The 26,285-nt window shown below is 71.7% G+C and carries 20 protein-coding genes and 1 pseudogene; 9 read left to right on the top strand and 12 right to left on the bottom strand.

Annotation, left to right across the window (positions count from 1 at the left end):
- The first annotated feature begins 38 nt into the window (after positions 1–38).
- On the top strand, positions 39–827 hold the full coding sequence (locus tag ACH4TG_RS07800; protein ID WP_398241283.1) for an SDR family oxidoreductase: 789 nt from the start codon (positions 39–41) through the stop codon (positions 825–827).
- Between the two features lie 338 nt (positions 828–1,165).
- On the top strand, positions 1,166–2,464 hold the full coding sequence (locus ACH4TG_RS07795; protein ID WP_398241282.1) for a hypothetical protein: 1,299 nt from the start codon (positions 1,166–1,168) through the stop codon (positions 2,462–2,464).
- Positions 2,465–2,611: 147 nt separating this feature from the next.
- Here the strand turns inward: ACH4TG_RS07795 and ACH4TG_RS07790 are convergent, their stop codons facing one another.
- Positions 2,612–3,619 (bottom strand): NAD(P)/FAD-dependent oxidoreductase, encoded by a 1,008-nt coding sequence (locus ACH4TG_RS07790; RefSeq protein WP_398241281.1) that lies wholly within the window; start codon positions 3,617–3,619, stop codon positions 2,612–2,614.
- On the bottom strand, positions 3,616–3,753 hold the full coding sequence (locus tag ACH4TG_RS07785) for a hypothetical protein (RefSeq protein ID WP_398241280.1): 138 nt from the start codon (positions 3,751–3,753) through the stop codon (positions 3,616–3,618). Before ACH4TG_RS07785 ends, ACH4TG_RS07790 begins: the two co-directional genes overlap by 4 nt.
- A 131-nt stretch (positions 3,754–3,884) precedes the next feature.
- Between ACH4TG_RS07785 and ACH4TG_RS07780 the strand changes: the two genes are divergently transcribed.
- From ACH4TG_RS07780 to ACH4TG_RS07770, 3 genes and pseudogenes are all read left to right on the top strand, one after another.
- A complete protein-coding gene (locus ACH4TG_RS07780; RefSeq protein ID WP_398241279.1) occupies positions 3,885–4,679 on the top strand; it encodes an NDP-sugar synthase in 795 nt (264 codons plus the stop codon).
- A 239-nt stretch (positions 4,680–4,918) separates the two neighbouring features.
- Positions 4,919–6,331 (top strand): UDP-N-acetylmuramoyl-tripeptide--D-alanyl-D-alanine ligase, encoded by a 1,413-nt coding sequence (gene murF / locus ACH4TG_RS07775; RefSeq protein WP_398241672.1) that lies wholly within the window; start codon positions 4,919–4,921, stop codon positions 6,329–6,331.
- Positions 6,328–6,972, top strand: a pseudogene (locus ACH4TG_RS07770) (glycosyltransferase family 2 protein); the annotation flags it as partial. The gene murF and the pseudogene ACH4TG_RS07770, both read left to right, overlap by 4 nt.
- Positions 6,973–7,032: 60 nt before the next feature.
- Here the strand turns inward: ACH4TG_RS07770 and murJ are convergent.
- The 3 genes from murJ to ACH4TG_RS07755 all read right to left on the bottom strand — a co-directional run bounded on the left by murJ (position 7,033) and on the right by ACH4TG_RS07755 (position 12,166).
- Complete coding sequence (gene murJ, locus ACH4TG_RS07765; RefSeq protein WP_398241278.1) at positions 7,033–8,862, bottom strand: murein biosynthesis integral membrane protein MurJ; 1,830 nt, start codon at positions 8,860–8,862, stop codon at positions 7,033–7,035.
- Between the two features lie 7 nt (positions 8,863–8,869).
- The gene (locus ACH4TG_RS07760; RefSeq protein ID WP_398241277.1) at positions 8,870–10,543 is read right to left on the bottom strand and encodes a hypothetical protein; all 1,674 of its coding nucleotides are present in this window, start codon (positions 10,541–10,543) and stop codon (positions 8,870–8,872) included.
- 96 nt (positions 10,544–10,639) lie between these two features.
- Positions 10,640–12,166, bottom strand: a complete 1,527-nt coding sequence (locus ACH4TG_RS07755; protein WP_398241276.1) for a UDP-N-acetylmuramoyl-L-alanyl-D-glutamate--2,6-diaminopimelate ligase — start codon at positions 12,164–12,166, stop codon at positions 10,640–10,642.
- A 641-nt stretch (positions 12,167–12,807) separates the two neighbouring features.
- Here ACH4TG_RS07755 and ACH4TG_RS07750 point away from each other — a divergent pair.
- On the top strand, positions 12,808–14,004 hold the full coding sequence (locus ACH4TG_RS07750; protein WP_398241275.1) for a YncE family protein: 1,197 nt from the start codon (positions 12,808–12,810) through the stop codon (positions 14,002–14,004).
- A gap of 5 nt (positions 14,005–14,009) precedes the next feature.
- Here the strand turns inward: ACH4TG_RS07750 and ACH4TG_RS07745 are convergent, their stop codons facing one another.
- The 5 genes from ACH4TG_RS07745 to ACH4TG_RS07725 all read right to left on the bottom strand — a co-directional run bounded on the left by ACH4TG_RS07745 (position 14,010) and on the right by ACH4TG_RS07725 (position 17,852).
- On the bottom strand, positions 14,010–14,885 hold the full coding sequence (locus tag ACH4TG_RS07745; protein ID WP_398241274.1) for an NAD(P)-dependent oxidoreductase: 876 nt from the start codon (positions 14,883–14,885) through the stop codon (positions 14,010–14,012).
- A 60-nt stretch (positions 14,886–14,945) separates the two neighbouring features.
- A complete protein-coding gene (locus ACH4TG_RS07740) occupies positions 14,946–15,500 on the bottom strand; it encodes a YceI family protein (protein ID WP_398241273.1) in 555 nt (184 codons plus the stop codon).
- Between the two features lie 78 nt (positions 15,501–15,578).
- Positions 15,579–15,926: a hypothetical protein gene (locus ACH4TG_RS07735; RefSeq protein ID WP_398241272.1), complete on the bottom strand. Its 348-nt coding sequence runs from the start codon at positions 15,924–15,926 to the stop codon at positions 15,579–15,581.
- A 345-nt stretch (positions 15,927–16,271) separates the two neighbouring features.
- Positions 16,272–16,556 (bottom strand): hypothetical protein, encoded by a 285-nt coding sequence (locus ACH4TG_RS07730; protein WP_398241271.1) that lies wholly within the window; start codon positions 16,554–16,556, stop codon positions 16,272–16,274.
- Positions 16,557–16,712: 156 nt separating this feature from the next.
- Positions 16,713–17,852 carry a hypothetical protein gene (locus ACH4TG_RS07725; protein ID WP_398241270.1) on the bottom strand — a complete coding sequence of 380 codons (1,140 nt, stop codon included), beginning with the start codon at positions 17,850–17,852 and terminating at the stop codon, positions 16,713–16,715.
- A gap of 417 nt (positions 17,853–18,269) precedes the next feature.
- On the opposite strand from ACH4TG_RS07725, the gene ACH4TG_RS07720 reads away from it, so the two are divergent.
- The gene (locus tag ACH4TG_RS07720; protein WP_398241269.1) at positions 18,270–19,229 is read left to right on the top strand and encodes a helix-turn-helix domain-containing protein; all 960 of its coding nucleotides are present in this window, start codon (positions 18,270–18,272) and stop codon (positions 19,227–19,229) included.
- Between the two features lie 57 nt (positions 19,230–19,286).
- Here the strand turns inward: ACH4TG_RS07720 and ACH4TG_RS07715 are convergent, their stop codons facing one another.
- Positions 19,287–19,790: a MarR family winged helix-turn-helix transcriptional regulator gene (locus ACH4TG_RS07715; protein ID WP_398241268.1), complete on the bottom strand. Its 504-nt coding sequence runs from the start codon at positions 19,788–19,790 to the stop codon at positions 19,287–19,289.
- Positions 19,791–19,996: 206 nt separating this feature from the next.
- Between ACH4TG_RS07715 and ACH4TG_RS07710 the strand changes: the two genes are divergently transcribed.
- A complete protein-coding gene (locus ACH4TG_RS07710) occupies positions 19,997–20,941 on the top strand; it encodes an NADP-dependent oxidoreductase (RefSeq protein WP_398241267.1) in 945 nt (314 codons plus the stop codon).
- 140 nt (positions 20,942–21,081) lie between these two features.
- Here the strand turns inward: ACH4TG_RS07710 and ACH4TG_RS07705 are convergent, their stop codons facing one another.
- Complete coding sequence (locus ACH4TG_RS07705; protein WP_398241266.1) at positions 21,082–22,809, bottom strand: beta-N-acetylhexosaminidase; 1,728 nt, start codon at positions 22,807–22,809, stop codon at positions 21,082–21,084.
- Between the two features lie 300 nt (positions 22,810–23,109).
- On the opposite strand from ACH4TG_RS07705, the gene ACH4TG_RS07700 reads away from it, so the two are divergent.
- Positions 23,110–26,064, top strand: a complete 2,955-nt coding sequence (locus ACH4TG_RS07700) for an alpha-L-fucosidase (protein WP_398241265.1) — start codon at positions 23,110–23,112, stop codon at positions 26,062–26,064.
- The last annotated feature ends 221 nt before the right edge of the window (positions 26,065–26,285 follow it).

The raw sequence follows: 26,285 nt of genomic DNA, 5'->3' as shown, positions 1-26,285 counted from the left end.
CTTGGCGCCCGCGTCCGGCCGCGGAGCACGCTGGGGACATGACCGCAGACAGGAACCACGAGAGCAACGACGACACCGCCGGCGCCGTGCGGGACCGGGACGGCGACCGGACGACGATCGCGCTGGTCACCGGCGCGAACAAGGGCATCGGCTACGAGATCGCCGCCGGCCTCGGCGCCCTCGGCTGGAGCGTCGGCGTCGGCGCCCGCGACGAGGAGCGCCGGGAGGCCGCCGTCCGCAGGCTCAGGGCGGACGGCGTGGACGCGTTCGGCGTCCCGCTCGACGTGACCGACGACGCCAGCGCCGCCGCCGCGGCCCGCCTCGTCGAGGAGCGCGCCGGCCGCCTCGACGTCCTCGTCAACAACGCGGGCGTGACCGGTGCCGCGCCGCAGACGCCCACCACCGTCGCCCTCGACACCGTGCGGACGGCCGTGGAGACGAACGTCCTCGGCGTCATCCGCGTCACCAACGCGCTGCTCCCGCTGCTGCGCCGCTCGGCGTCGCCGCGGATCGTGAACATGTCCAGCACGGTCGGCTCGCTCACCCGCCAGACCGCTCCCGGCGCCGAGACCGGCCCGATCTCCGTGGCGTACGCGGCGTCGAAGACGTTCCTCAACGCCGTGACCGTGCAGTACGCCAAGGAGCTGCGGGACACGAACATCCTCGTCAACGCCGGCTGCCCGGGCTACTGCGCGACCGACCTCAACGGCTTCCGCGGCGTCCGCACCCCGCAGCAGGGCGCCGCGATCGCGATCCGCCTCGCGTCCCTGCCCGACGACGGCCCGACCGGCTCCTTCCAGGACGACGACGGTGTGGTGCCCTGGTAACCGCAATGGGGATGGCCGGGGCCGCGCCGCCGGAGACGGAGACGGGGACGGGGACGGGGACGGGGACGGGCCTGCATACGCCGTGATCAGGCAGTCAGGAACTTTTCAGATTCCGCGTGCCAGCCTCGGCCCATGACCACCACGACTCCCTCCGCCGAGGTCATCCCGTCCGGGGCCCTGCGGCTGATGACCACCGCAGGGCCGTGTGGCGCGGCGACAGCGCACCCACGGCGTCCCTCACGCCGTCCGGACCGGCGGCTGCCCGTCAGCGCGGGGGCGGGACGCACGTCACGCCGCGGCGTGACCGTCCACGAGACCGCAGACAGCGGGGTCGCGGCATGACGACGTCCACGACCACCGCGCCAGCGCCAGGTACCACGGGAAGCCGCCTGCTGAACAAGGTGCCCGAGGTCACGGTCTGGTTCTGGGTCATCAAGATCCTGTGCACGACCGTCGGCGAGAGCTTCGCCGACTACATCAACACCACGCTGGGCTTCGGCCTGACGAACACCATGCTGCTGTTCACGGCGGTGTTCGCGGTCGTGCTGACCGTGCAGTTCCGCACCAAGCGCTACAGCCCGTTCCCGTACTGGCTCACCGTGGTCGTGGTCAGCGTCACCGGCACGCTCTACACCGACATGCTCACCGACCAGCAGCACGTCCCGCTGTGGCTGAGCTCGACGGTGTTCTCGGTGCTGCTGGCCCTCGTCTTCGGGGTCTGGTGGCTGCGCGAGCGGACCCTGTCGATCCACAGCATCACGACCTTCCCACGGGAGGCGTTCTACTGGCTGACGGTCCTAGTGACGTTCGCGCTGGGCACCGCCACCGGTGACTGGACGCTGGAGCTGACCAACTGGACGCCGGCGCAGTCGGTGTTCCTGCCCCTGGGCCTCATCGCGTCGATCACCGTCCTGTGGAGGTTCGGCGCCAACCCGGTCCTCTCGTTCTGGCTGGCCTACATCCTCACCCGCCCGCTCGGCGCCAACATCGGTGACTGGCTCGCCTCCCCGAAGACCGCGACCAGCGCCGGCGAGCCCGTCGGGCTCGGACTCGGCACCTTCGCCACCAGCCTGATCTTCCTCGGCGCCATCCTGGCGACCGTCATCTACCTGTCGATCAGCCGCAGCGACGTCGCCGAGGCGCACGACGCGACCCACAAGCGGTCGGTCATCACCGATCCGCGCAGGGAGCGCATCGCGCTGGGAGCCTTCGGCGTGCTCGCCGCCGCCACCGTCACGCTGATGGTCTGGGCCCACAACCAGCCGCACGTCACCTGCGACCCGACCGGTCAGAGCGAGACGATGCCGGCCTGCCCGAAGGCGGCCCTCACCGGCGGCCAGACGGCCGCGGCGGTGGCGAAGTACGAGCAGCTCGCGCAGACGGCGATCACGCAGGACAAGGCCGGGACGGCCGCGGCCTCCCACGCCACCGTGCAGAAGATGCGCGACGACTGGGACGCCGACGCCACCTCCCTGCAGGCCGTGAACAACACGACCTGGACCCTGATCGACAACCAGATGGACGCGGTCCTCAAGGCGTACGCCATCGACCACGGCAAGATCCAGCCGGCTCCCGCCGCCGAACAGGAGCGCCAACTCGACGTCCTGCTGGGCGACCTGAAGACCCACCCCTTCTGAGCAGGCGCCTGCTCCGAGCAGGCACCTGAAGCAGGCCCCTCGCCTGCCTCCCCCCCGCAGGCACCCCGCCGCCAGTGCGCCCTCACGCGCTGGCGGCGGGGCGTATGCGCTGCTTCGGGCTCGTCCGGAGTCCGGTGACGCCCGGGCCTAGAAGCGGTCGAGGCGGCAGCCCGCCAGCAGCGGCTCGACGGCGCCGTCGACCAGCTCCCGCGCGACCAGGCGTCCCACGGCGGGGGCGAGCGTGACCGCGGAGTGCAGTACCGCCACGTAGAGGCCGGGCACGTCGGCGACCGGGCCGACGATCGGCTCGCCGTCGGCCGGCATGGGGCGCACGCCGACCCTGCTACTGAGCAACTCGACGTTCCCGGCGCCGCGGAAGGTGGACCGGACGGCGGCGAGGGTCCGTTCGGGCGCGTCCGCGGCGGCGATCAGCCGGTCCGCGGCGACCTGCCGGAGGTCGAAGTCACGGTTGTTGACCACGGTGCGGACCAGACCGGCCGGAGCGCGGAACCCGAAGAGCGTCGCCGGCGACGGGTCGACCGGGACGTGTATGCCGAGCGGCGCGGCCAGCGCGGCCGTCGCCACCCCCGCCGCGAGCACCACGGTCGCACCGCAGACGGGCCCCGCAGCCGTCTCGACACCGGCGACCCGGCCCGCGGCGTCCCGGCGGACCGCCGTGACCGGGGTGTCCGGACGGACCACGGCGCCGTGGGCGCGGGCACCCGCGACCAGCCGCTCGGTCACCCCCACCGGGTCGACGGCGCCGTCACCGGGCGCCCAGACGGCCCACTCCGGAGGCTGCCGCAGGGCGGGTTCGAGCGTAGCCACGGTGGCCGCGCTCACGATCTCCTGCCCGGGCCCCGCCTCCGGCGCGCCGTCCGCCGTGCCCCACGACAGAGAGCCGGACCAGGTCACCGGGAGTCCCGGCAACTCGGCCCCGAGCCGGCGGTACTCGTCCGTCGCGGACGCCCGCAGCGCGGCGGCCGGACCGGTGCGCAGGCCGGACGCTCCGATCCAGGCGAACGAGTTCCCCGTCACCCCGGCGCCCGGCCGCCCGGCGTCGACGAGGGTGACGGCGGCTCCGGCCCGGGCGGCGTGATAGGCCACCGAGGCGCCGACGACACCGGCGCCGACAACCACCAGGCCGCTGCTCATCGTCGGCTCGGCACGTCGGTGGCGCTCCGGTCCGGGGCGCCGCCGGAGAGGCAGCGCACGCGAGCGTCCACGTCGTCGGCCTCGACGGACAGGGTCGGCAGCAGGGGTGTTCGCCACGTGCGTCGCAGGCTCATCCGCGACACGGTACCGGAGGGGGGCCGCGACCGGCCTGGCGGTTTTCCGGCGCGCGGTGGCGGAGCCACCGGGACCCTTACGCACCGGAGTCCGCGACGTGCCAACCCGTTTCGCCGCTGACAGGATGCCGGTGGACGGGCGTCACGAGGACGCCCCGCGCCAGGAGGAGCAGGCCATGCCGGAAGCCCTGGTATCCCAGGCGTTGATCCTTGCCGGTGGCCAGGCCACCCGTATGCGCCCCTACACCGATGACGCGCCCAAAGCCATGGTGCCGGTCGCCGGCGCGCCGATCGTCGGCTACCAGCTCAGATGGCTCGCCGACCACGGGGTGAAGTCCGTGACGATCAGCGGCGGCTACCGGCACGAAATGATCAGCGACTACGTGGGCGACGGCAGCCGGTTCGGCCTGGACGTCCGCTACGCCATCGAAGCCGAGCCCCTCGGCCGGGGTGGCGGACTGAAGTTCGCCGCACGCGACCTGGCGGACCCCGACGCGCCGTTCTTCGTCCTGAACGGCGATGTCATCACCGGCTTCTCGCTCCGCGACTTCGCCGACTACCACCGGCTGAACCGCGGCGCCGTCACTCTCGCGCTCTCCCCGTACCGGTCGAACTGGGGGGTCGCGGAACTCGTGGACGGCAACCGCATCAAGGGATTCACCCAGTCCCCGGAACTCCCGTACTGGATCAACGCGGGCATCTACCTCTTCAACCCCGACGTCATCGGGAGGCTGCCCGACAAGGGGGACCACGAGGACAGCACCTTCCCCGATCTTGCCCAGGAGGGCCTCCTGGTCGGATACCGGATCTCGGGCTACTGGCGCGGCATCGACACCGTCAAGGACGTGATCGAAGCGTCCAAGGAGGTCCTGGCATCGGGTGCGCTGCTCGCGCCGGAGTTCCGGACCACGGACCCGGAGATCTGACGGCCAACGGCGCCGCGGTCGCACCCCGGCGCGGGCGCCCCGCCCCGCACCGCCCCGCACCGTGCCCGAAGTCCTCGAAGGGGTGAACCTCGCGGCCAGGCGGCAGCAAGGGGACAGGCGCCGTCCGTCCGCTTCCCCCGGTGACGTGATGGAGTGGAACGAGGAGTCGCGTCGAGCCGGGACCGCCGATGACGGCGTCTGCACAGCCCTGTCCGGTGCCCATGAAGGGAAGAGCTGCCGTGCTGCCGATGACGCTGGAGGAGATCGCGCAGGCGGTCGGTGGCGCGCTGCACGGCGTGCCCGATCCGCGGGCGGTGGTGGACCGGACCGTCGTCATCGACTCGCGGCACGCCGTGCCGGGTTCGCTGTTCGTCGCCCTGCCCGGAGAGCGCACCGACGGCCACCACTTCGCTGCCGCAGCAGTCGCCTCCGGAGCGGTCGCGGTCCTCGCGGCGCACCCGGTGGACGTTCCCGCGATCGTGGTTCAGGACCCGGTGGACGCGCTGGCACGTCTCGCGCGGACGGTGCTGGCCGGGCTGGACTCTCCCACCGTGGTCGCCCTGACGGGTTCGGCGGGGAAGACCGGTACCAAGGATCTGCTCGGTCAGTTGGTGGAGCCCACGGGCTCCACCGTGGTGGCCCCGCTGTCCTACAACAACCAGATCGGCTTGCCGCTGACCGTCCTGGGGGCGGACGCCGGCACGCGCTGCCTGCTGGTGGAGATGGGCGCCAGCCGTGCGGGCCACATCAGGTACCTGACCGGCATCGTCCCGCCAACCGTCGGCCTGGTGCTCAACGTGGGCACGGCCCACATCGGCGAGTTCGGCGGCTCCAAGGAAGCCATCGCCGCGGCGAAGGGCGAACTGGTCGAGGCGCTTCCCCCGGACGGGCTGGCCGTGCTGAACGCCGACGACCCGTACGTCATGGCGATGGCGGCCAGGACCGTCGCGCGCGTCCTGACGTTCGGCAGGGCCGCGGGAGACGTACGCGCCACCCGCGTGGCTGTCGACCAGGACGGTCGTCCTTCGTTCCTCCTGACCCACGACGGCTCGCGTGCGCCCGTCCGGCTCGGCATGCACGGAGAGCACCACGTGGCCAACGCCACCGCTGCCGCCGCCGTCGCGCTCAGCCTCGGAGCCGCGCTCGACGACGTCGCGGAAGGGCTCAGCTCGGCGCGGCAGTTGAGCCGGGGCAGGATGGACGTCATCGAGCGTCCGGACGGGGTGACGGTCGTCAACGACGCGTTCAACGCCAACCCTGATTCCATGGACGCCGCGCTGAAGGCCCTGGCCGCCATGTCCGGGGGACGCAGGCGCACGGTCGCGGTGCTGGGGGAGATGGCGGAACTCGGCGGCGCATCCGAGACCTACCACGCCGAGTTGGGCCGGCGCGTCGCCGCCGCAGGTGTCAGCGTTCTGGTCGCCGTCGGCGGAGCCGAAGCGGCGCTCATCCACGGCCAGGCACAGGCGCACGGCGTCACCAGCGCGCTCGTGCCCGACCGCGAAGCCGCCCTCGACCTCCTCTGCGGCTGCTTGGAGGCCGGCGATCTCGTCCTGGTGAAGGGCTCGCACAGCGCCGGTCTGGAAGAGACCGCGACGCGCCTGGCCAGACCCGATCCGGTGGCGGTCGGGACGAGGAGGGACGGCGCATGAAGAACGACCTGGCTCCCGTGAGCGTGGTCATCGCCGCGTACAACGCGGAGAAGACCCTGGCGGCGGCGCTGGCATCCGCCCTCGGCCAGTCCCTGCGGCCGGCGCAGGTGATCGTCGTGGACGACGGGTCGCAGGACGGCACCGCCTCCGTGGCAGCGTCGTTCCCGGAGGTGATGCTGCTCAAGCAGGACAACCGGGGACCGTCCGCGGCACGCAACACCGGGATCGCAAGCGTGTCGCAGCCGTGGGTGGCCTTCCTCGACGCCGATGACGTGTGGCTGCCGGACAAGCTGAGCCGGCAGCTGACGGCCTCGGTCCGGCACCCGTCTGCGGTACTGCTCGCCGGTGACTGGGTACGTACCCTCGACGAGGGCGGGGCCGCGGAGGACACCACGCGTACCGCGGCGGCTGGTGAAACGCCGGTGGGCTACCGGGACTTGCTGGTGCTCAACCGCTTCCAGACGTCCACCGTCCTGGTCCGCAGCGAGGTTCTGCGCGCCTGCGGCGGGTTCGCCCCGGCGCTGGACGGAGCCGAGGACTGGGACATGTGGCTGCGGTGCGCCAAGCAGGGGGACATCGTCAAGCTGGACGTCCCCCTGGTGGTCTACCGGGATGAGCCCACCGGCTACAGCAAGAACCTGGTCCGCCTGTACGAGCGGATGCTCGTCATGCTGGAGCGGGAACGGCGGGGTACCTCGTTGTCACGAGCCGCTTTCGCCCGGGTGCTGACCTGGCATCACCTGCGGTTCGCCGTCGCCTTCGTGCTGGCCCGCCAGCCCGGCGAGGTGCGGCGGGTGGCGCGCGGACTGCGGTCGGCGGGCCTCGTCCGATACGTGCCCGGAGCGGCCGTGACCTACCTCGCGCCCTTCCTCGGCGGCCGGGTGGTGAGCCGGCTGCGCCGGACGCGCGGGGTCTGAGGCTCCCCGGCCGGGGAGCGCGCGGCGACCCCAGCAGAGGGCAAGGGCGACAGCGGCGACGGCGGCGCCGCCGATCAGGGGCAGCAAGGCCGCGAGGCCCGTCGGCGCGCCCGTCCACCGTACGGTCAGCCAGCCGAGCAGACCCGCGGGCAGGCTGGCCGCGACGGTGCGGGTCAGCGCCTGGACGGGCATCATCAGCCGCTCGCCGGGGGCCAGTCCGAGCCGTGGGCGCAGCGTCACCCCGGCGGCGACGGCTCCGAGGGTGTAACCCGCCGAGACCGCCGCGGCGATGCCCTGCACGCCGGCCGGGCGGTAGAGGGCCAGTGCCATGACCACGGTGAAGCCGTTGTTCAGCAGGTAGAGCAGGAAGGCCGACCGCAGGTCCTGCATAGCCTGGTAGACGCGGATGAAGTACAGATAGGCCGAGAAACCGGGCAGGCCCAAGGCGAGCACCGCGAGCACCTGGGCGGTGCTGGTGACCCCTGCGGCGCCGGTGGCGCCGTGCCCGAGCAGGAGGCTCACCAGCGGGTGTGCCAGCGCCGCCAGGACGATGGCGATCGGAACCATGAAGGTGATGAGCAGGCGCAGCCCCGATGCCACCTGCTCGCGCAGGCCACCGAGTTCCCCGGCCGCCCAGGCGGCCGACCACGAGGGCTGGCGAGCGGTCGTGATGGAGACCGCCACCACGCCGAACGGCAGTTGGAAGAACGCGTACGCGTAGGTGTAGGCGCTGACCCCGCCGGGCCGGCTGTTGGCGAGCAGCAGCACGGCGAAGAGCGCTGCCTGGTTGGCGGCGACCATGCCGAACGTCCACCCGGACAGGCGGACCACGTGGCGTATGGCGGGATGCCGCGGCTCCCACCGCCAGTGCAACCGGGCCTTGGCGCGCCGCAGCCCGACCCCCAGGACGAGGGCCTGCGCCGCGACACCGGCCGTGGTGCCCAGTCCGAGGATCATGAGAGTGGCCGGATCGTCGAGGACCCGGGCGATCGAGATGTGGCGCAGGTGCCCGGCCACCAGGAGCAGGATGGTGATGAGCACCAGGTTGTTGGCTATCGGGGCGAACGTCGCCAGCGCGAAGCGGCGCACCGTGTTCAGGACCGCGGTGGCCATGGCGATCACGCCGTAGAGGAACACCTGCGGTGCGAAGAGCTGCAGCAGGCGCACCGCGACGACGTGCTCGCCGCCCGCGATGCCCGCCGGGGTGGCGACGGTGTACCCGCTGACCAGGAGCCCGGCCGTGGCCGCCACGAGGGCGGTACCGAGGGCCAGGACCACCGCCGACACGGTCAGCACCGCGGATATGGCCGCCCACGCGTCGTCGTCCCCGTCTCCTGCCCCCGGCAGGCGCTCGTCCCGGTGGAGTCGTGAGACGAACAGCGGGATGAGGGTCGCGGACAGCACCCCGCCCAGGACCAGGTCGTAGATCATGTTGGGAGTGGTGTTGGCGACGTTGTAGGCGTCCGCCAGCGGTGTGACGCCGAGCGCGTAGGACAGGGCGATGATCCGGGCCAGCCCGGTCAGCCGGGACAGCGCCGTGCCCACGCCCATGGCCATCTCCGGCCCCAGGCGGTTCGCCCGCCGTGTCCACCGGCGCAACGCGTCGGCCGTCATCCGTCGTTCACCTCCGCCGGCGGTCGAAGAAGAGCGTGAGACGGGCACCCGCCGTCCGCACGTCCCGCCGGCTGTCCAGGACGGCCGGGCCGGCCGGCGGCGCGGCACCGCGGGCCGGCGCGCGCCCGCCCGCCCGGCGGGTACCGCGCAGGAGCAGCGGCGGCCTCGCACCCGGTCTGCGCCGGGCGTACACGCACAGGACGGTGAGCAGCAGCAGGACCTGCAACGCGGGCACGATCCGGTAGCCCACCTGGAGCACCAGCACATTGAGCCGGTGCGGGTGGAGGACGTAGGGGAGCCCCGGGACGAACGGCATGGTCATCAACGTGGTGTGGGCGAGCAGCACCAGATCGAACCAGGACCGGGGCACGAGCGCCAGCAGCACCCAGGCCACACCGTCGTACCAGGGGCGCACATAGGCGGTGCCGAGCAGATAGGCGGCGACCAGGACGAGCGCGGGGCGGGCGGCCCGCTGGGCGATGTCGTCGTCAGCGGCCAGGGGGAGCGTGGCCCGCAGGAGCACGACCAGCACGGCCATCAGCGTGATCTCCAGCAGGGCCATCACGGCCTTCCCGCCGGCGGCGCCGAACACGGGCACCAGCAGTTTCCGCAGGAGCAGCGGCCAGGGCGAGCCGACGGCTGACTGCCCGCTGACCCGTACCGCGTTGAGGACCGCGTGCGGAGTGAAGCCGTAGCCGACCACCACCACGAGCACGCCGACCGCCACCGCGGCCGCCAGCCGACGCCGGTCGTGCCGCATGCTCCAGGCCAGGGGCAGCGCGAGGATCCCCAGGGTGATCTTCACCGCGGTCGCCGCGCCGAGCATGAGGCCGGTGGCCGCCCCGGACCGGCGCAGTGCCCAGAACGCCGCCACTACGAACAACGTGCCCAGCGTGTCGATGTGCGGTCCGGCGACGAGGTTCCAGATCAGCACCGGGTTGAGGGTCCACAGGAGTTGCGAGCGCACCCGGCGTGCCGGATCGGGCCCGGCGAGTTTGAGCAGCAGCGCTCCGGTGGCGACGAACGCGGCGCCGTTGAGCACGGACAGCAGCCACACCGTGCGCAGCATCGACGTGCCGCCCGCCGCCGAGGCGGCCCACTCGGTCATGGTGACCAACGGGCCGTAGACCGAGGGGAAGTGCAGCCAGGGCTCGGCGAGGGCCAGGTGCCCGATCGGGTCACCGCCCTGGGCGAACGCCCAGGGAGTCGTCCGGTAGGGGTCGACACCGAGGGTGGCCATCCGGCCGTAGACGGCGTAGTTGAGGGGATCCGTGGTCCCGACAGGCGGTACGCACAGCAGCCCCATGACGGCCGCCCCGCCGCACAGCAGCAGGGTGCGCGGGCGCGGCGACCACCCGCGACGCACGGCTGCGAGTCCGGTGACCACGGCGGCAGTGCCGAGCACCAGCACCAGGGCGACGAGTGCGCACACCAGCGCGTCCGGGGGGTGCGCCGTCCAGAACCACGGGGGGAGCAGGCGCGCCGAGCCGAAGACCGGCTCGGTCGAGGACGGTCCGAGCAGTCCGGAAACGATCATCAGGAGGACGGATCCGGTGCAGCACACCAGCGCGCTGATGCCGAGGGCGCGTCCGGCCGCACGGCGTCTCCCGCCGGCGTCGACCGGGCGGCGGGGTGCGGGGGAGTCCTCCAGCGGTGATGGTGCCGCTGCGTTGCCTTGCACGCCGGTGACCTCACTTTCCTGCGAGCGGGGACGACGGGAGGGGGAGCGCACCGGCCCGGGGCGTGGGGCGGGGCGGGCGCCGGCGGTCGGGCGGGCTCACCCGAGGGCGCCGACTTTCGTTCGCGACCTCCTCCTGCGGGATCCGGCCCAGCCGCGCGCCATCAGGGCGGCGCGGGCCTGCTGCCGGTCGTCCAGCGGTAGTTCGTGGCCGGCCAGGTACTGGGTCGACTCGTGGCCGCGTCCGACGATGAGCACCACGTCCCCGGGCCCGGCCGTCGCGACGGCCCGGCTGATCGCCACGGCCCGGTCCAGTTCGACGACGACCGGTCGGTCGGGCTGCCCCAGCGCGCCGGTCAGCATCGCCGACACGATGGCCTGCGGGTCCTCCTCGCCAGGGCTGTCGCTGGTGAAGATCGCGATGTCGGCGTCGACGGCCGCCCGTCCGACCTCGGGACGCTTGTAGCGGTCCCGCCCGCCGCGGCAGCCGACGACGACCAGCACCCGGCCGCCCGGGCCGGTCAAGGCGTGAGCGGTGCCGATCTGAGAGGAGAGCGCGCCGGGGGTGTGCGCGTAGTCCACGATGACGAGGAACGGCTGACCCAGGTCGACGACCTCGGAGCGGCCGGGTACCGCCGGGCAGCGCCCTATGCCGTGGATCGCCGCCTCGGGTGGGACACCCAGAGCCCGTGCGGCGAGATACGCGGCGGCGAGGTTGGTGGCATTGCAGAAACCCATGGTCCGCGTCGACAACTGGACCGCCCCGTCGGCGCAGTCCAGCACGATGCGCACGCCGTCCCGGTCGCTGGCGACATCGGTGATCCGCGCCTGGGCACGGGGGCTCTGCCCGAACGTGGTGATCGGGACGGCACCTTGGGACGCGAGCCGGACGCCCCACTCGTCATCGACGCACACCAGGGCCTGATGGCAGTGCTCCTGGGTGAACAGCAGCGATTTGCTGTGGAAGTACTGCTCTATCGTGCCGTGGTAGTCCAAGTGCTCGGCCGCCAGATTGGTGAACACCGCCACGTCGAAGGTGATCCCGCCCACCCGGTGCTGATCGAGGGCGTGCGAGGACACCTCCATGGCGGCGGCCCGCACGCCGTCCCTGCGCATGCGTGCGAAGACCCGGTGCAGGTCGGGCGCCTCCAGCGTGGTCAAGGGCGACGTCCACCGCTGCCGGCCGATCCGCGTCTCCACGGTGCCCAGCAGTCCCGCACGCCACCCGGACGCCACGAACGCCGCCTGCAGGAGATAGGTGGTCGTGGTCTTGCCGTTCGTGCCCGTCACACCTGCGAGCGCCAACCGCTCCGCCGGCCGGCCGTGAACGGCCGCGGCCACGGGGCCCATGGCCCATCGCACGCTCGGCACGCGCAGCTGGGGCACGTCGAGGTCCAGAAAGCGCTGCACCAGCAGGGCCCGGGCACCCGCCCGGACGGCGGCCTCCGCGAAGTCGTGCCCGTCGTGGTGCGCGCCGGGCAGAGCGCAGAACAGCCAGCCCGGGCGCACCTGCCTGCTGTCGTGCGTGCAGTCCACCACGGCGACATCCGCGCCGCGCCGCTCGGTCCCGGTCCAGAACGCGGCGAGTTCCGACAGGCTGACCGGGCGGGATGAGCCGAGGTCCATGGCGGGCCCCGGTGGTGCGCCGGGTGGACGGAGCCCGTCCTGGCCCGGCCCGTGGGGAGCAGGGTGCCGTGAGGCGCCCGGACGTCCCCGCCAGGGAGCCCACGTCGGAGTCGGAGGTATGTCGCCAGTCATGCACACGTCTCCATCGCACAGATGGGATACGTCCGGAGGAATTCGCATCCTCGAAGGGGGATCGGGCCCGGGGTGTCGAGATACGTCCGCGGCACTGAGCCGGATCGACTCGGGCACCCTCGCGGGAATCGGATGATTCCGGCGCTGCTTGGACGCTAAGCGAGGCGTCGGGCGACCGCATGTCGGACCGGACGGCCTGCAGGGGCGATCGCGCGCGATGACGGGCCGGCCGGCCCTGCCGTGGCGCAGGCCCATCCGAGTGACCGCCTCCTGACGGCCGTTGGCGCTCCCGGCGATGCTCGGGAGAGGGCCGGCCGGCCCACTCCGATGGGGCAGTGCCGATCCAGGTTCGGGACTCGGGTGGTAGCAGGGCAGAAGCACAGGGAGAAGCGGGAGCGGGGACAGCAAGGTCGGTCCCAGGCGGGGAGAAGCGGAGCCGGTGCAATCGCGGCGGGCGCCGCTCCTGCCTACGCTGCCGCCGTCAGGCATTTCCGAAGCGGAGGCTGCGCATGCGCCCCAATCGAAACAGCCTCGTGTGGGTGTGCGGCCTCGTCGTCACCGCGTGCGTCGTGATCGCCGGCGGCCTGCTCGCCTCCGGCCAGGATGCGCGGCGCGCATCGCGCGGCGTCGGGCCGTCTCCGAACACCCGGCAGCAAGCGGTGGCACCGTCGGATGTCTACGCGTACACCCATGCGGGGATGCTCAGTCCGGCGGTCGCCGGGGCCCGGGAACTGGTGTACGTGCCCAACAGCGGCGAGACGGGCATGGGGGGCACCCGCTGGTCGACCAGTACAGACCGTGACACCGTCACGGTGATCGACCCGAAGACGTTCAAGATCGTCGACCACTTCCACGTCGGGGGAATGCCGCAGCACGTCACGCCGAGTTGGGACCTCAAGACGCTGTGGGTCGATGCCAGCAGCAGCGATCAGCTCGTTCCGATCGACCCACACACGGGAAAGCCCGGGACGCCGGTCCGGAACGTCAGCCAGCCGTACAACCTCTACTTCACCCCGGACGGCCGGTCCGCGCTCGTCGTGGCGGAGTACCTCAACCGCATCGATGTACGCGACCCCCACAGCTTCGCGCTGCGCCGGCAGGTCAAGGTGCCGTGCCGGGGGATCAACCACGCCGACTTCTCCGCGGACGGCGCGTACTTCATCGCCACGTGTGAATTCTCCGGCCAGTTGGTGAAGTTCGACACGAAGACGATGAAGGTCCTGGGGACCCTCGATCTCGGGGCGGACTCCATGCCCCAGGACATCCGGCTCGGCCCCGACGGGCGGACCTTCTACGTGGCGGGGTTCCACGACGGAGGTCTGATCCCGATCGAGGGAGCCACCCTCCAACGGGGCGCCCTCATCCGCACGGGCGCCGGAACCCACGGCATCTACCCCAGCCGGGACGGCAGGCTGCTGTACGTCTCGAACCGTCAGGCGGGATCGGTCTCGGTGGTCAACCCCACGAGCAGCGCGGTCGTCGCCAACTGGAGGATTCCCGGCGGGGGTTCGCCGGACATGGGCGGCGTCAGCGCCGACGGCAGGCAGTTGTGGCTGTCCGGGCGGAACGACGACGAGGTGTACTGCTTCTCGACCACCGACGGACGTCTGCTCGCCCGCATCCACGTCGGCGCGAATCCGCACGGCCTGTCGATCTTCCCCCAGCCGGGCCGCTACAGCCTCGGCCACACCGGCAACTACCGCTGAGCGGTTCAGGCGGCGGGCGGGGGCGGGTTCCGCACGTAGTCGACGGCGGCGAGGTCGTCGTCGCCGTGCCCGGCGGCGACGGTCGCGTTCAGGCGGTCCTGGACCACGTGGAACACCGGGCTGGGGGTGGTGGCGGTCGCGGCGGCCAGATCGATGTCCTTGAGGGCGAGTTGCACCGCGAACCCCGGCGTGTACAGATGGTCGTCCATGGCGTCGATCTTCTGCAGCTCGTACGGCATCCTGAGCGAGCCGGCGTCCAGCGTCTCGACGAGCGTCGAGTGGTCGACGCCGAGCGCGTCGCACAGCGCGAGGACGTCGCTCATGACGACCGTCGAGGCGGTCATCCAGGCGTTGACCGCGAGTTTGACGGCGCTGCCTTCGACCCCCGTCCCCACGTGGAGCACGGACGAGCCGAGATCGTCGAGCACCGGACGCGCCCGCGCGAGGACGTCGTCGGGGCCGGCGACGATCCAGACCAGCTTGCCGTGCCGGGCGGGATCGGTGCTTCCCGAGACCGGTGCGTCGAGGTGGGCGACGCCGTGCTCGCGCGCCAGGGCGGCCAGCTCACCGGCGCTCTGCGGGCCCACCGTGCTCGCCTGCACCCACACGGCCCGGTCGCCGAGCAGGGTGACGGCGTCCGACATGACCGCCGCCACCGCCTGGCCGTCCCGCAGCACGGTGATGACGACCGCCGCACCCGAGACCGCGTCGCCGAGGCCCTCCACCGCCGTGATCCCGGCCGTTCGCTCCGCCACCCGGCGCGCCTTGCCGGGCGTACGGTTCCACAGCCTCACCTGATGACCGGTCTCCGCGAGCCGCGTCGCCATGGCCGCGCCGAGCGCGCCGGCTCCGAGCACGGTGACCTTCGTGGCCTGTGACATGGAAAGCTCCTCTGCGCGCTTGCCCTCCGGGCCCTGCGCCCTCCGGCTCAGCCGGCTCCGTCACGCCTGCTTGATCGCCGAGACGTCGAACTGCAGGACCACCTTGTCCCCGACGAGGACTCCGCCGCCTTCGAGAGCGGCGTTCCACGTCAGTCCGTAGTCCTTGCGGCTGACCGTGACCTCGCCCTCGAAGCCCACCCGGTCGTTGCCGAAGGGGTCGCGCGCGGTGCCGGTGTACTCGAAGTCGACACTGATCGGCCTGGCCGCGCCCTTGATCGCCAGATCCCCGGTCAGCCGGAAATGGTTCTCGTCCAACTGCTCGGCCTTGGTGGAGGTGAAGGTGATCTTCGGGTGGTTCGGGGCGTCCAGGAAGTCGTTCGTCCGCAGGTGGCCGTCGCGATCGGCGTTGCCCGTGTCGATGCTCTCCGCCTGGATGGAGACCGACGCGCTCGAACGGGACGGGTCGGAACCGTCCAGTTGCAGGGTCCCCTCGAACTCGTGGAACGAGCCGCGCACCTTGGTGATCATCGCGTGCCGGGCGACGAATCCGATGCGGGTGTGCGCCGGGTCCAGCACGTACGTACCGGTCACGTCGGCCAGGGCGGGTGTGGTCATGTGTACTCCCTCGTAGCATCAGAACGGGCTTATCGATCCGTGCGGGACCGGAATTCCCGGAAGGCAGGTCGTTGTGGTCTAGGACCAGATGTATTCCTCGGAGATCGCTCCGTCCACCCATTTGGCGACGGTCACCATGCGGCCTCCGCCCTCGAACTCACCGATGACGCAGGTCCACTCCCCGGATCCGAAAGCGATCGGGTGGGACGCGATCTGCGGGGGAGTTCCTCCCGCCGTTTCCACATAGGCCTTCATGGCCTCGATGTGCTGCTGAATTCCGTGCGTCGGCGCCTGCCCTTTCCAGTCGACGAGGACGTCGTCGGTGTGGTGGTGGGCGAACACGCCGTCCCAGTCGGCGTTGTTCCAGCCGGAGAAGTCAAGATCGTCCATTCCCTTGAGGTGGGATTCAACCTTTTCTTTCTGCATGAGTCGCTTCTTTCCTGGACGTACGAACCTGGGCGTACGAGGAAAGCTCCCCGGCCGGCGACTGGGACACCTCGACTGGGGCACCATGACCAGGCGGCCGGCTCGCCTCCGCGTCGATGTCGACTGCGACTCCCTCCACGCTACGTCCCCTGTGCGGAGGCCGGCAACCGCTCCGGGCGGCGCACGATCCGGGGACAATGGGGGAATGGCGCCGGGTATTCTCGTCGGCCCCTGGCGAGGCGAATTCCCGTATCTCCCGTTCCGGTCCGTTGTGTTTTTCGCATGAGGACGCGCGGGCCCTCTCTCGCCCGGTGGCCATTTCATTGCCCCTTCGGGGACGCCGGCTTATGCGGCGGCCACGACCTCGCCGGCCATCACCTCGGGAGGGTGGGGGAGCAGCGAGCCGAGGTTGTCCCGGACGAAGTTCGCGGCCCTCAACGTGGACTCCTCGGCGCCGGCCCGGTCCTGGAAGACGCTGGTCGAGACGACCACCCCGTCGCCGGCGTCGAGCCAGTAGAAGGCGACGAAGCCGGGGACCCGGCGCACGAGCGGCGCGAATCCCTCTTCGACCAGGCGCGCCACCGCGGCCGGATCGGTCACGCCTTCATACCGCCGCACTGCTGCGTACATGGCCGATCTCCTCGGGGGTTCCGGTGCGTCCTGTGCGGGGATGCCTTACCCCTTCGGGAGCCATGCAGCGCAACGTGGGTCCCGCAGTCACCGGAAGGGCCCCATGGCCGTGATCCGGATGGCGACAAGGGTTGCCCCCCGCAGCGCGAGGACGGGCTAACGGGTGGATGCGAGGGGGGTGAGGTCCAGGGCGAGCCGGCCGGTGGTGTTCGCGGCCACCGCGGCGGCCACCGACTCCCAGGCGTCCGTCCCGAGCCATGAGGCATCGAGCAGCCGACGCGGCTTCGACTCCCGCACATGATGGACGTACAGCGTCACGGTCACGAACGCCGGCATCCTGCCCGCCCTCATCGAGGCTCTCAGCGCGTCCAGGCGGTGGTGGTCCAACTGCTGTATGTCGAGGTCCAGTCTGCGAAGCAGCCTGTTCATGGCGGGGCTGGGCTCGGGCACCAGCTCGACGCGGGCGATGTGGTGCCACTCCAGTTCCAGCAGCGTGCGCCACCGCGTCGTCCCGTCGAGGCCGACCGCGCGTTCTTCCACCCGGAGTCCTTCCGGCTCTGCCGCCACCCGCGCGTTGGTCGAACTGACGCTCACAGGACGGGGCCTCACCCGCCGTGCCGTGGACGTCGTACCGGACGGCGACGCAACGGGAGTACCCCGGGGCCTTGCCGGACCCGGGCTCGGTCCGCCGGCCGGCCCACGGACCGCCTCCACGGCCAGGGCCGCGCCAACGACCACGAGCGGGAGCAGGCCCAACGGGAGGGACCACCAGACCGTGGGCGGCAGGCGGTGCCGTCCCCACGAGGTCAGTGATGTGGAGTGGTACCCGATCGCCACGTACGCGTCGTGGCCGAAGGCGCGTGCGGCCAGGGTGACATCGGTCGGGTCGTCCTTGCCGCCGCGCTCGTAGCCGCCGAGGCCGAACTCCCGGTAGGCGTAGTAGTGGTCGTACTGCGACCAGCCCGCGTCGGAGAAGTGGACGGTGATGGCCTGGCCGGGCAGGAAGGGGACGGACCCGGTGCGGCCGTCCTGCCGGGTCAACGTCGCGTCCTGCCGGGTCCACTTCGTTTGGCAGCTCGCCCCGTTGCCGCCTTCGGTGCACTCCTCGGGCAGCTCCAGCACCACGGACCGGCCGTACCGCACGGCGTAGGCGCCCGTCCCGTGCTGATACATCGCGACCAGTCCGAACACGCACACCAGCGCGGCGCCGAGCGCCACCAGGACGCAGAGAGCAAACAGGCCCTCGCTCCGCCACCACTGCTCGCGCGCCATCACCTCGCTACGTTGATCCGACACGCTCTGGCCCGCGGTGCCTGACAGGGGGGAGCAGCAGGGGTGGGAGCGCCCGTTGCAAGACCACGGGATCATCTGCGCGGTGTTCGTGCACGTCGTCTGCGGTGCCGGTGACGTGCTGTAGGGTCATCCCGCTCGCAGTCGCGGCGACGGAACGGGTCGCCGCGTGCGGGTTCCCCGAGGTGGGGGTGCCGGCTTCGGCCCCTGGCGCCGCAACCGCCAGGCTGCCGGCCGAAGCGGCGGTCGCAGCCGCTGCAGCCATCCGACGACGTGCGGTCACGTCCGTTTTCCCTCCGATGTGTGAATTGGCTCGGAACGAAGTGTCCCGTTGGTCTGCGCGCGGGTAATTGACCCAGAGCGCACGGTCGTTGTCACGATGCGAACAACAAGCGCGAGGGCGGAAGAATGGGTTGGGGCGAGATGCACACGGCCGAGGTGCCGAAGGCCGAGCGGTTCGGTTGGTGGCGCGACCGGCTGATGCAGGATCTCGCCCCCACGCACATCGCCAGCGAGCACGCCGACGACTTCCGGGCATCGACCGCCGCGCTGGAACTCGGGCCCGTGAACGTGTCGTTCCTGTCGTTCCCGACTCTGACCGCGGTGCGCACCACGCGGTTGATCCAGCGGTCCGATCCCGAGCTGTGGGAGCTGGGCTACATGGCCAGCGGGATCATGGTGATGGACCAGGCGCGCAGCCACGCTCAGGTCGGCGCGGGCGACCTGCTGCTGTACGACACGTCGCAGCCGGTGCAGATGCAGGTGACCGAGGCCGGCTGGCTGACCATCCTCCACCTGCCCAAACCCGCGGTCCCCCTTCCGGAGCGGTCGATGCAGGATCTGCTGTCGCGCCGGCTTCCCGCGCAGGGGACCGGGGCCCTGCTCGCCGGGTTCCTCCAGGGGCTGGCCGGCGGACGGTGGAGCGAGCTGGAGGCGGAGCGTCTGGGAGCGGCGGCGGTCCAGCTCGCCTCCGCGTACCTCGGCGGTCTCGCGGACCGGGAGGGGCTGCTGCCGCCGGAGACACAGCAGAGCGTGCTCCTGCGCCGGGTGAAGGCGTTCATCGAGGCGCATCTGGCGGAAGCGCGTTTAACGCCGCAGGCCATCGCGGACGCCCACAACATCTCGGTGCGCTACCTGCACCATCTGTTCCGCCCGGAGAAGCAGACCGTGAGCGCCCTCATCCGCGACCTCCGGCTGGACCGGTGCCGGGCCGAACTGGCGCAGCCCCGCTGTGCCACCCACCCCATCGCCTCGATCGGCGCGCGGTGGGGGTTCCCGGACGCCGCCACGTTCAACCGGACGTTCAAAGCGGCCTTCGGGATGCCGCCCGGCGAGTACCGCCGGTGGTCGATCGCCTGCCGAAGCGCCGACGACCGCCCCTGACCGTGCGGCCCGGCCGTGCCGGTGGCCACGCACTGCGGCCCCCTTCTTACCGGGTGCTCAGCGTGCGCCCTTGCGGCGGCGGGGCGCTGCCGAGCGGGGCGGCGTCGACCGCATGTGGTCCCGCACCGGGGCCAGCAGGCCGCCGAGGGTCTCGACGTCGTCGCGCGACAGCGGCTCGAAGAGCAGGCCGCTGACCACTTCGACGTGCCCGGGCAGCACCTTCGCGAGCAGCGCGCGCCCGGCGTCGGTGATGGTGACGGTGATGCTCCGCTCGTCGTCCGGAGAGGGGGCGCGCACGACCAGGCCCGCCTTCTCCAGCAGTCCCGCCTGGTAGGTCAGGCCGCTGCGGCTGTAGACGACGCCGTCGGCCAGGTCGGTCATGCGGTGGCTGCCCGTCGGCGAGTCGCCGAGACGGGCCAGCAGCTGGAACTGCACATAGCTGAGATCGCCCGCCTCGCGCAGCTGCTGCTCGACCGCGTGCCGGAGCAGGCTGGTCACCTCGATGAGGTCGAAGTACGTGCCGAGCTGCACAGGGTCGAGCGACGGCGGTGAATCAGGCATGGCCCCAGGCTACTGCTACGAATTCGAACAGTGCAGGGTGCTGCCGTCCAGACCTCGTGCAGGCGCGGCACGGGGCGCCGGCTCGCCGCGGCGACGGGAGGGCGTCGCCACCACTTCACTTGCTTCGAACTCGAAGCAGTGTTACTGTGGCCAACAGATGCTTCGAATTCGAAGCAGATCTGGAGCGAGTGAAGGAGAGTCCTCCGATGAAGGCAATGCGTTTCCACGCGTACGGCGACCCCGAGGTGCTGCGCTACGAGGACGTCGAGCAGCCCGTCCCCGGAGCCGGCCAGGTCCGGATCCGGGTCGCCGCGACCTCGTTCAACGGTGTCGACGGCACCATCCGCGGCGGTTTCATGCAGGGCCCCATCCCCGTGACGCTGCCGCACACGCCCGGCATCGACGTCGCCGGCACGGTCGACGCGCTGGGCGAGGGCGTCGACGGCATCGAGGTCGGCGACCAGGTCGTCGGCTTCCTGCCGATGGACGGCGACGGTGCCGCGGCGCAGTACGTCCTCGCGCCGGCCGAGATCCTGGCGACGGCGCCCCGTCGCGTCCCGCTGCCCGACACCGCCGCCCTGCCGGGGGTGGGCCTCACCGCCTGGCAGGCGCTGTTCGACCACGGCAAGCTCGCGGCCGGGCAGCGCGTGCTGATCAACGGTGCCGGGGGAGCGGTCGGCGGCTACGCCGTCCAACTGGCCAAGAACGCCGGAGCGTTCGTGATCGCCACGGCCGGCCCGCGCAGCAGCGAGCGGGTCACGACGGCGGGCGCGGACGAGGTCGTCGACCACACCGCCACCGCGGTCACCGCGGCCGTGACCGAGCCGGTCGACCTCGTGCTGAACCTGGCGCCGATCGAGCCGGAGCAACTGGCCGCGCTGCTCACCCTGATCCGTCCCGGCGGGGCGCTGGTGAACACCACGGTGTGGATGCCGGCCCCCTCCGACGAGGAGCGCGGCGTGCGCGGCATCGACATGTACGTCCGCAGCGACGCCGAACAGCTGGCGCGGCTGGTCGCGTTGGTCGACTCCGGCGAGCTGCGCGTCGACGTCGCCCAGCGGGTGCCGCTGGCCGAACTGCCGGCGATCCACGCCCAGGCCGCCGCGGGCGCGCTGTCCGGCAAGGTCGTCGTCGTCCCGCCCGCCGCCTGACCCGCGACCCGGCCATGCCGAAGGGCGCGACCGCCTCCGTCAGCCCGGATCCCGAGATCGCCGTCGCGCCGGCCCCGATGGCCGGCGCGACGGCGGACGCCGCACCGCCGCGCGGTGGGCATCGGGGCCTCGGCCCTGCGTCAACTCAGCTTCGGCCAGGGGATTCCGGGTTCGGCGTAGTAGCCGATCCCGGCGGCGGTCCAGCGCGGCGCCTGCGCGGCGAGCCGCACGCTGAAGCTGTTCCAGTCGTGCGTGGACTGCGGGGACCAGCCGATCTCGGCGATGGCCGGCAGATGCGGAAAGGTCATGAAGTCGGCGTAGACCGACGGCTCGGGGAACTGCGAGGTGGAGGTCGGCAGGCTGGTGCTGCCGTTGTAGGCGCGGTCGGACCAGAGCGCGGCCTCGACGCCGGCGATCCGGTCGGCGGCGACCACCGGCGAGCTGCCGTCCGGCTTGGCGGTCACGGTGGTGGGATCCCAGTCGTAGGACTTCTGGACCGGGACGAACCCCTCCCAGGACAGTCCGTACGGCGTGGAGGCGTCGTAGCGCATGTCCATGTAGGCGCGGTCGGCCGGGGACATGATGAACGAGGCGCCCTGCGCGACGCCCTCCCTGGCCTCCACGATGTCGGCGGCCTCGTGGGCGCTGCCCACGGTGGCCCGGTCACCGGAGTCGCCCCAGTACTGGAGCAGACTGCCCGCGGGAAGCGTGCCCTGGGCGAGCTGGTGCCAGCCGATCACGGTCCTGCCCTGGGCCCGGACGGCCGAACTCGCCGCCTGCACGTAGGCGTTGTACTCGGCTGCGGTGGCCTGCGGGGTCTCGTCCCCGCCGATGTGGATGTACGGGCCAGGAGTGAGCGCGGCGACCGCGTCGATGACCGTGGTGAGGTACTGGCTCGCATTGGCGATGTGCTGCGGATCGGTCAGGCAGATCATGCGGAGACCGGGTCCGCCGAAGCCGGAGTACGGCGGGATGGCCTTGTCGTCGCAGTTGAGCCCGGGGATCGAGGCCATGGCGGCACTGGTGTGGCCGGGGCCGTCGATCTCGGGCACCACGGTGATGAAGCGGGCCTTGGCGTAGGCGACGATCTGCTGGTACTGCTCCTTGGTGTAGTACCAGGAGCCGCCGGTGAACCCGCTCTGGGTGGTGCCGCCCACGCCGGTCAGCTCCGGGATCGCGTCGACGGCGATGCGCCAGCCCTGATCATCGGTCAGGTGCAGGTGCAACGTGTTCATCTTGTAAGCGGCGGCCTGGTCGATGTAGCGCTCGACGTCGGCGACCGGGAAGAAGCGCCGGGCCACGTCGAGCATCGCGCCGCGATAGGCGTAGCGGGGGCGGTCGGTGATGCGGACCGGGGCGACGGTCCAGGTGTCGTGCCGCAGGGTCGTCGACTCCACGTCACCCGGCAGGAGTTGACGCAGCGTCTGGATGCCGCGGAACAGCCCTTCGGCGCCGTGCGCGGTGATCCGCACGTCGCGGGCACCGGAGGAGAGGGTGTATCCCTCGGTGCCGAGAGACGCGGGACCCTCCGGGTCCAGGACGATCGCTCGCCCCTCTGGCGCGCGGGACAACGACACCCGCAGGTCGAAACCGGTTGCGGGGTGGAGCAGGGCGGCGAGAGAGCGTCCCACTCCCAGCGCGTCGGCGTCGTCCCCGGTGACCTCGATGCGGGTGGTCGCACTGATGGTGAACCCCGGCCCGTGGGCGGCCAGTTCGGACACCGGCTGCGGGACGATCGGCGGGGGAGTGCTCGCGGTCGGCTGCACGGCGGCGTGCGCGGCCGAGGTGCCGCCGACGACCAGGGATCCGGTGAGTGCTGCGGTGCAGGCGAGCGAGGCGAGGCGGCCCCGATGTCGCGGGAAGCGCATGGGCAACTCCTGTAGGTCGGATCTTTGACAGCAAAGCCTGACCGAGGGTTGAGCCTCCTCGGTCTGCTCATTCCTGTCAAGAGTCCGCGCGTTGCAAGCAGAACTGCGCAACGGGATGATTGATCGCTGGATGACCGCCGGAGGCAGTCCAGACCTTCACGTCGCTGTTCGAGTCGCCACGGCACGCGGCCGCATCGATCAGACGGACCTTCTGGAGTCAAGCGTGCGCACGGTCTTGACGCGCTCCTGTCGCACTGCTGTGATGCCGAGTCATCCGATGAATTGAGGTGATGACTCCCTATGCGACGTGCGTTGGGACCCCGTCCCGTCCGGCAGCGCAGACCCGTTCGGCTGCTCACCGCAGCGATGCTCGCCTGCGGCCTGCTGACCTCCGCCACATGGCACGCCTCCGCCTCCGCCACCGGCGGCACCACCGACCTGCTCCATGCGGCCTTCGGCGGTTCGTTCAGCTCCGGCAACACCTACACCGCCGCCACCGGCGAGACCATGGACGGTGTGCTCGTCCGCCGGACCGGTGGCGAGCAGACCGACCCTGCCGACGGCATCCGGCTGCACGGTGGGCAGGAGGGCCTGACGTTCACGCCGAGCACCCCGATCAGCGGAGGCACGGTCCAGCAGCCGTTCGTCATGGAGGCGGCGTTCACCCCCGCGGCGACCCAGGGATCGCTGGCCACCGTGTTCGCCCTCGGCGGCAACCTGTTCGCCCGCTACAACGGGAGCTCCCTCCAGTACGGCTTCTCCGCGAACAGCAACGGCACCTGGAGCGACGCGACCAAGTCCGTCCCGGCGCCAACCGCCGGCACCCAGCACGTGCTGTCCATCGCCTACGAGCCGACGGCCGGCGGCGCGACCATGCACGCCTTCCTCGACGGCGCCCAACTCCCCGACGCCATCAGCACCAGCGGCCCCGCGGGCTGGAACGACACCAGCGGCACCCAGGCCGGCTTCGGCAACGACGTCCACCCCTCCGCGCTGAGCCGGGGCCTGACCGGTTCGCTCCGGCAGGTCAGACTGGCCACCTTCACCTCCCCGTTCGTCCCCGCCGACCTTGCACTGCAGACGGTCCGCAGCAGCGCCAAGCGGCTCGGCGTCGACTTCGAGGGCGCGGTGAGCACGGACGGCACCTACCACCCGGCAGAGGGCGAGACAGCCGACGACGGCCTGACGGTGACCGGTGGCCGGATCACCACGCCGGGCACGCTGCGGCTGGCCGCGGCACCCCGGTCCGCGACCGGCATCAGCTGGGACACCGCGCCGCTCGGAACGGATCCGCTGGGATCCGGCGTGCTCGCCGAGAGCGTGGTGGCACCGGAGCTGCTCCAGCCCGGCACCCCTGTCATGAACGTCCTCGGCCTCGCATCGCTGACGGCCCGCGACCAGCACACCGTGCGGCTCTCCGCGGGCGCCGACCACTGGGACGTCAAGCTGCCCGCGGCGCAGAGCCGTTCCGGGGTCCGCTACCAGCACCTGGCCCTCGCCGTGGAACCGGACACCGACGGCCTGGCGCTCACCCTCGTCACGGGCGACCACACCGTCTCCGGACCGTTCCACGCGGCAGCGTCCGCCGCACCGGCGGCGGTCACCCCCAGGATCGACTGGCTGACCGGCGCGCAGGGCACCGTCTACGGGGTCGCCGTCACCGCCTTCAGCGGCCTCGCGCCGGCCGACGTGCGGGTCCTCGGCTCGCTGCCCTGCCTGGCGACCAAGGTGGCCCCCGCCCAGCAGATCAGCATCATGCCCGGCGAGTGCCTCACCTCCCTGGTCGCCAAGGCGTCCGCGGTGCGCCCCGACGGACGCCAGATCAGCTGGCAGGAGCTGCAGCAGACGGCCTTCCTGCACTTCGGCGTCAACACCTTCACCGGCGCAGAATGGGGTACCGGCCAGGAGAACCCCGACGTCTTCCAGCCCAGCAAGCTCGACACCGACCAGTGGGCACGCACGCTGCGCGACGCCGGCTTCAAACTCGCCATCCTCACCGTCAAGCACCACGACGGCTTCGTGCTCTACCCGTCCCGCTACACCACGCACGACGTGGCGGGCAGCTCCTGGGAGGGCGGCAAGGGCGACGTCCTGGGCGACTTCGCCACGTCCATGCGGAAGTACGGGATCAAGGTCGGCGTCTACATCTCCCCGGCCGACGAGAACCAGTACTTCGACGGCGTCTACGCCAACGGCAGCGCCCACACCCCGCGGACCATCCCGACCCTGGTCCCCGGCGACGACCGGGCCGGCAGGAAGATCCCCGGCTTCACGCTGACCGCCGACGACTACGGCGCCTACATGCTCAACCAACTCTACGAGGTGCTCACCCAGTACGGCCCGATCGACGAGGTCTGGTTCGACGGCGCCCAGGGCCGGATCCCGGCCGGCAAGGTCGAGAACTACGACTTCCCCAGCTGGTACCAGCTGATCAGGGCGCTCGCCCCACAGGCCGTGATCGCCGTGACCGGCCCCGACGTGCGCTGGGTGGGCAACGAGAGCGGCGTCGCCCGGCCCGACGAGTGGAGCGTGCTGCCCACCGTGACCACCGCATCCGGCTCCCGCGACTACGCGCTGAGCTATTCCGCGCAGGACCAGGGCAGCCGTTCGGCGCTCCTGGCAGGCCGGGACTCCGGGGCGAGCGCGCTGTCCTGGTGGCCGGCCGAGTGCGACGTCTCCATTCACGACGGCTGGTTCTACCACGAGAACCAGCAGCCCAAGTCGGTCCAGCAACTCACCGACATCTACTACAAGTCGGTCGGCCGCAATGCCGATCTGCTGCTCAACATCCCGCCCGACCAGGACGGGCTGATCGCCCCCGCCGACGTCGCCAGGCTCACCGAGTGGCGGGCCAGGATCGACGCCGACATGCCGTCCGACCTGGCGCTGAAGGCCAGGGCGACCGGTGACGGCGGGAACGCCGCCGCGGTGGTCGACGGCAAGGCCGGCACCGACTGGGTGGCCCCCGGCCCGAACGCGGGAACCGTGCAGCTGACCCTTCCGGCCGCGACCACCGTGGACCGGATCGCCCTGGCCGAGGACATCCATTTCGGCCAGCAGCTGGAGAGCGCGGTCGTCGAGGCACAGGGCACCGACGGCAGCTGGAGCCAGGTGGCCACCGTGGGCGCCGTCGGCTACCAGCGCATCATCGCCCTCGACCACCCCGTCACCACCGGCAACCTGCGCCTGCGCATCCTCCACAGCCGCGCGGAGGTGCACCTGGACCGGATCAGCCTCTTCCACGCCACGTCCTGAGCGAGGACCCGGGACCGGCACGCCACCCTGACGGCGTGCCGGTCCCCGTTGTCCCCGGGGGCGCGGTCGTCCGGGCCCGGGAACATCGCCGTTCTTGAGCGGGCGAGGCCGCCTTGACCGTCAGGTTCCGTCTCTCTGCATCATGCTGCGGGACGCCGTCCCCTGGAGGATCTGCCGGGACGACTCGAAGCCCAGCCGGACAGCCGACTTGTTGCTCCAGG

The sequence above is a fragment of the Streptomyces sp. NPDC020917 genome (genome assembly GCF_044333795.1).
Lineage (GTDB): Bacteria > Actinomycetota > Actinomycetes > Streptomycetales > Streptomycetaceae > Actinacidiphila.
The sequence above is the reverse complement of the archived record's forward strand: the minus strand, read 5'-3'. Positions and strand labels throughout refer to the sequence as shown.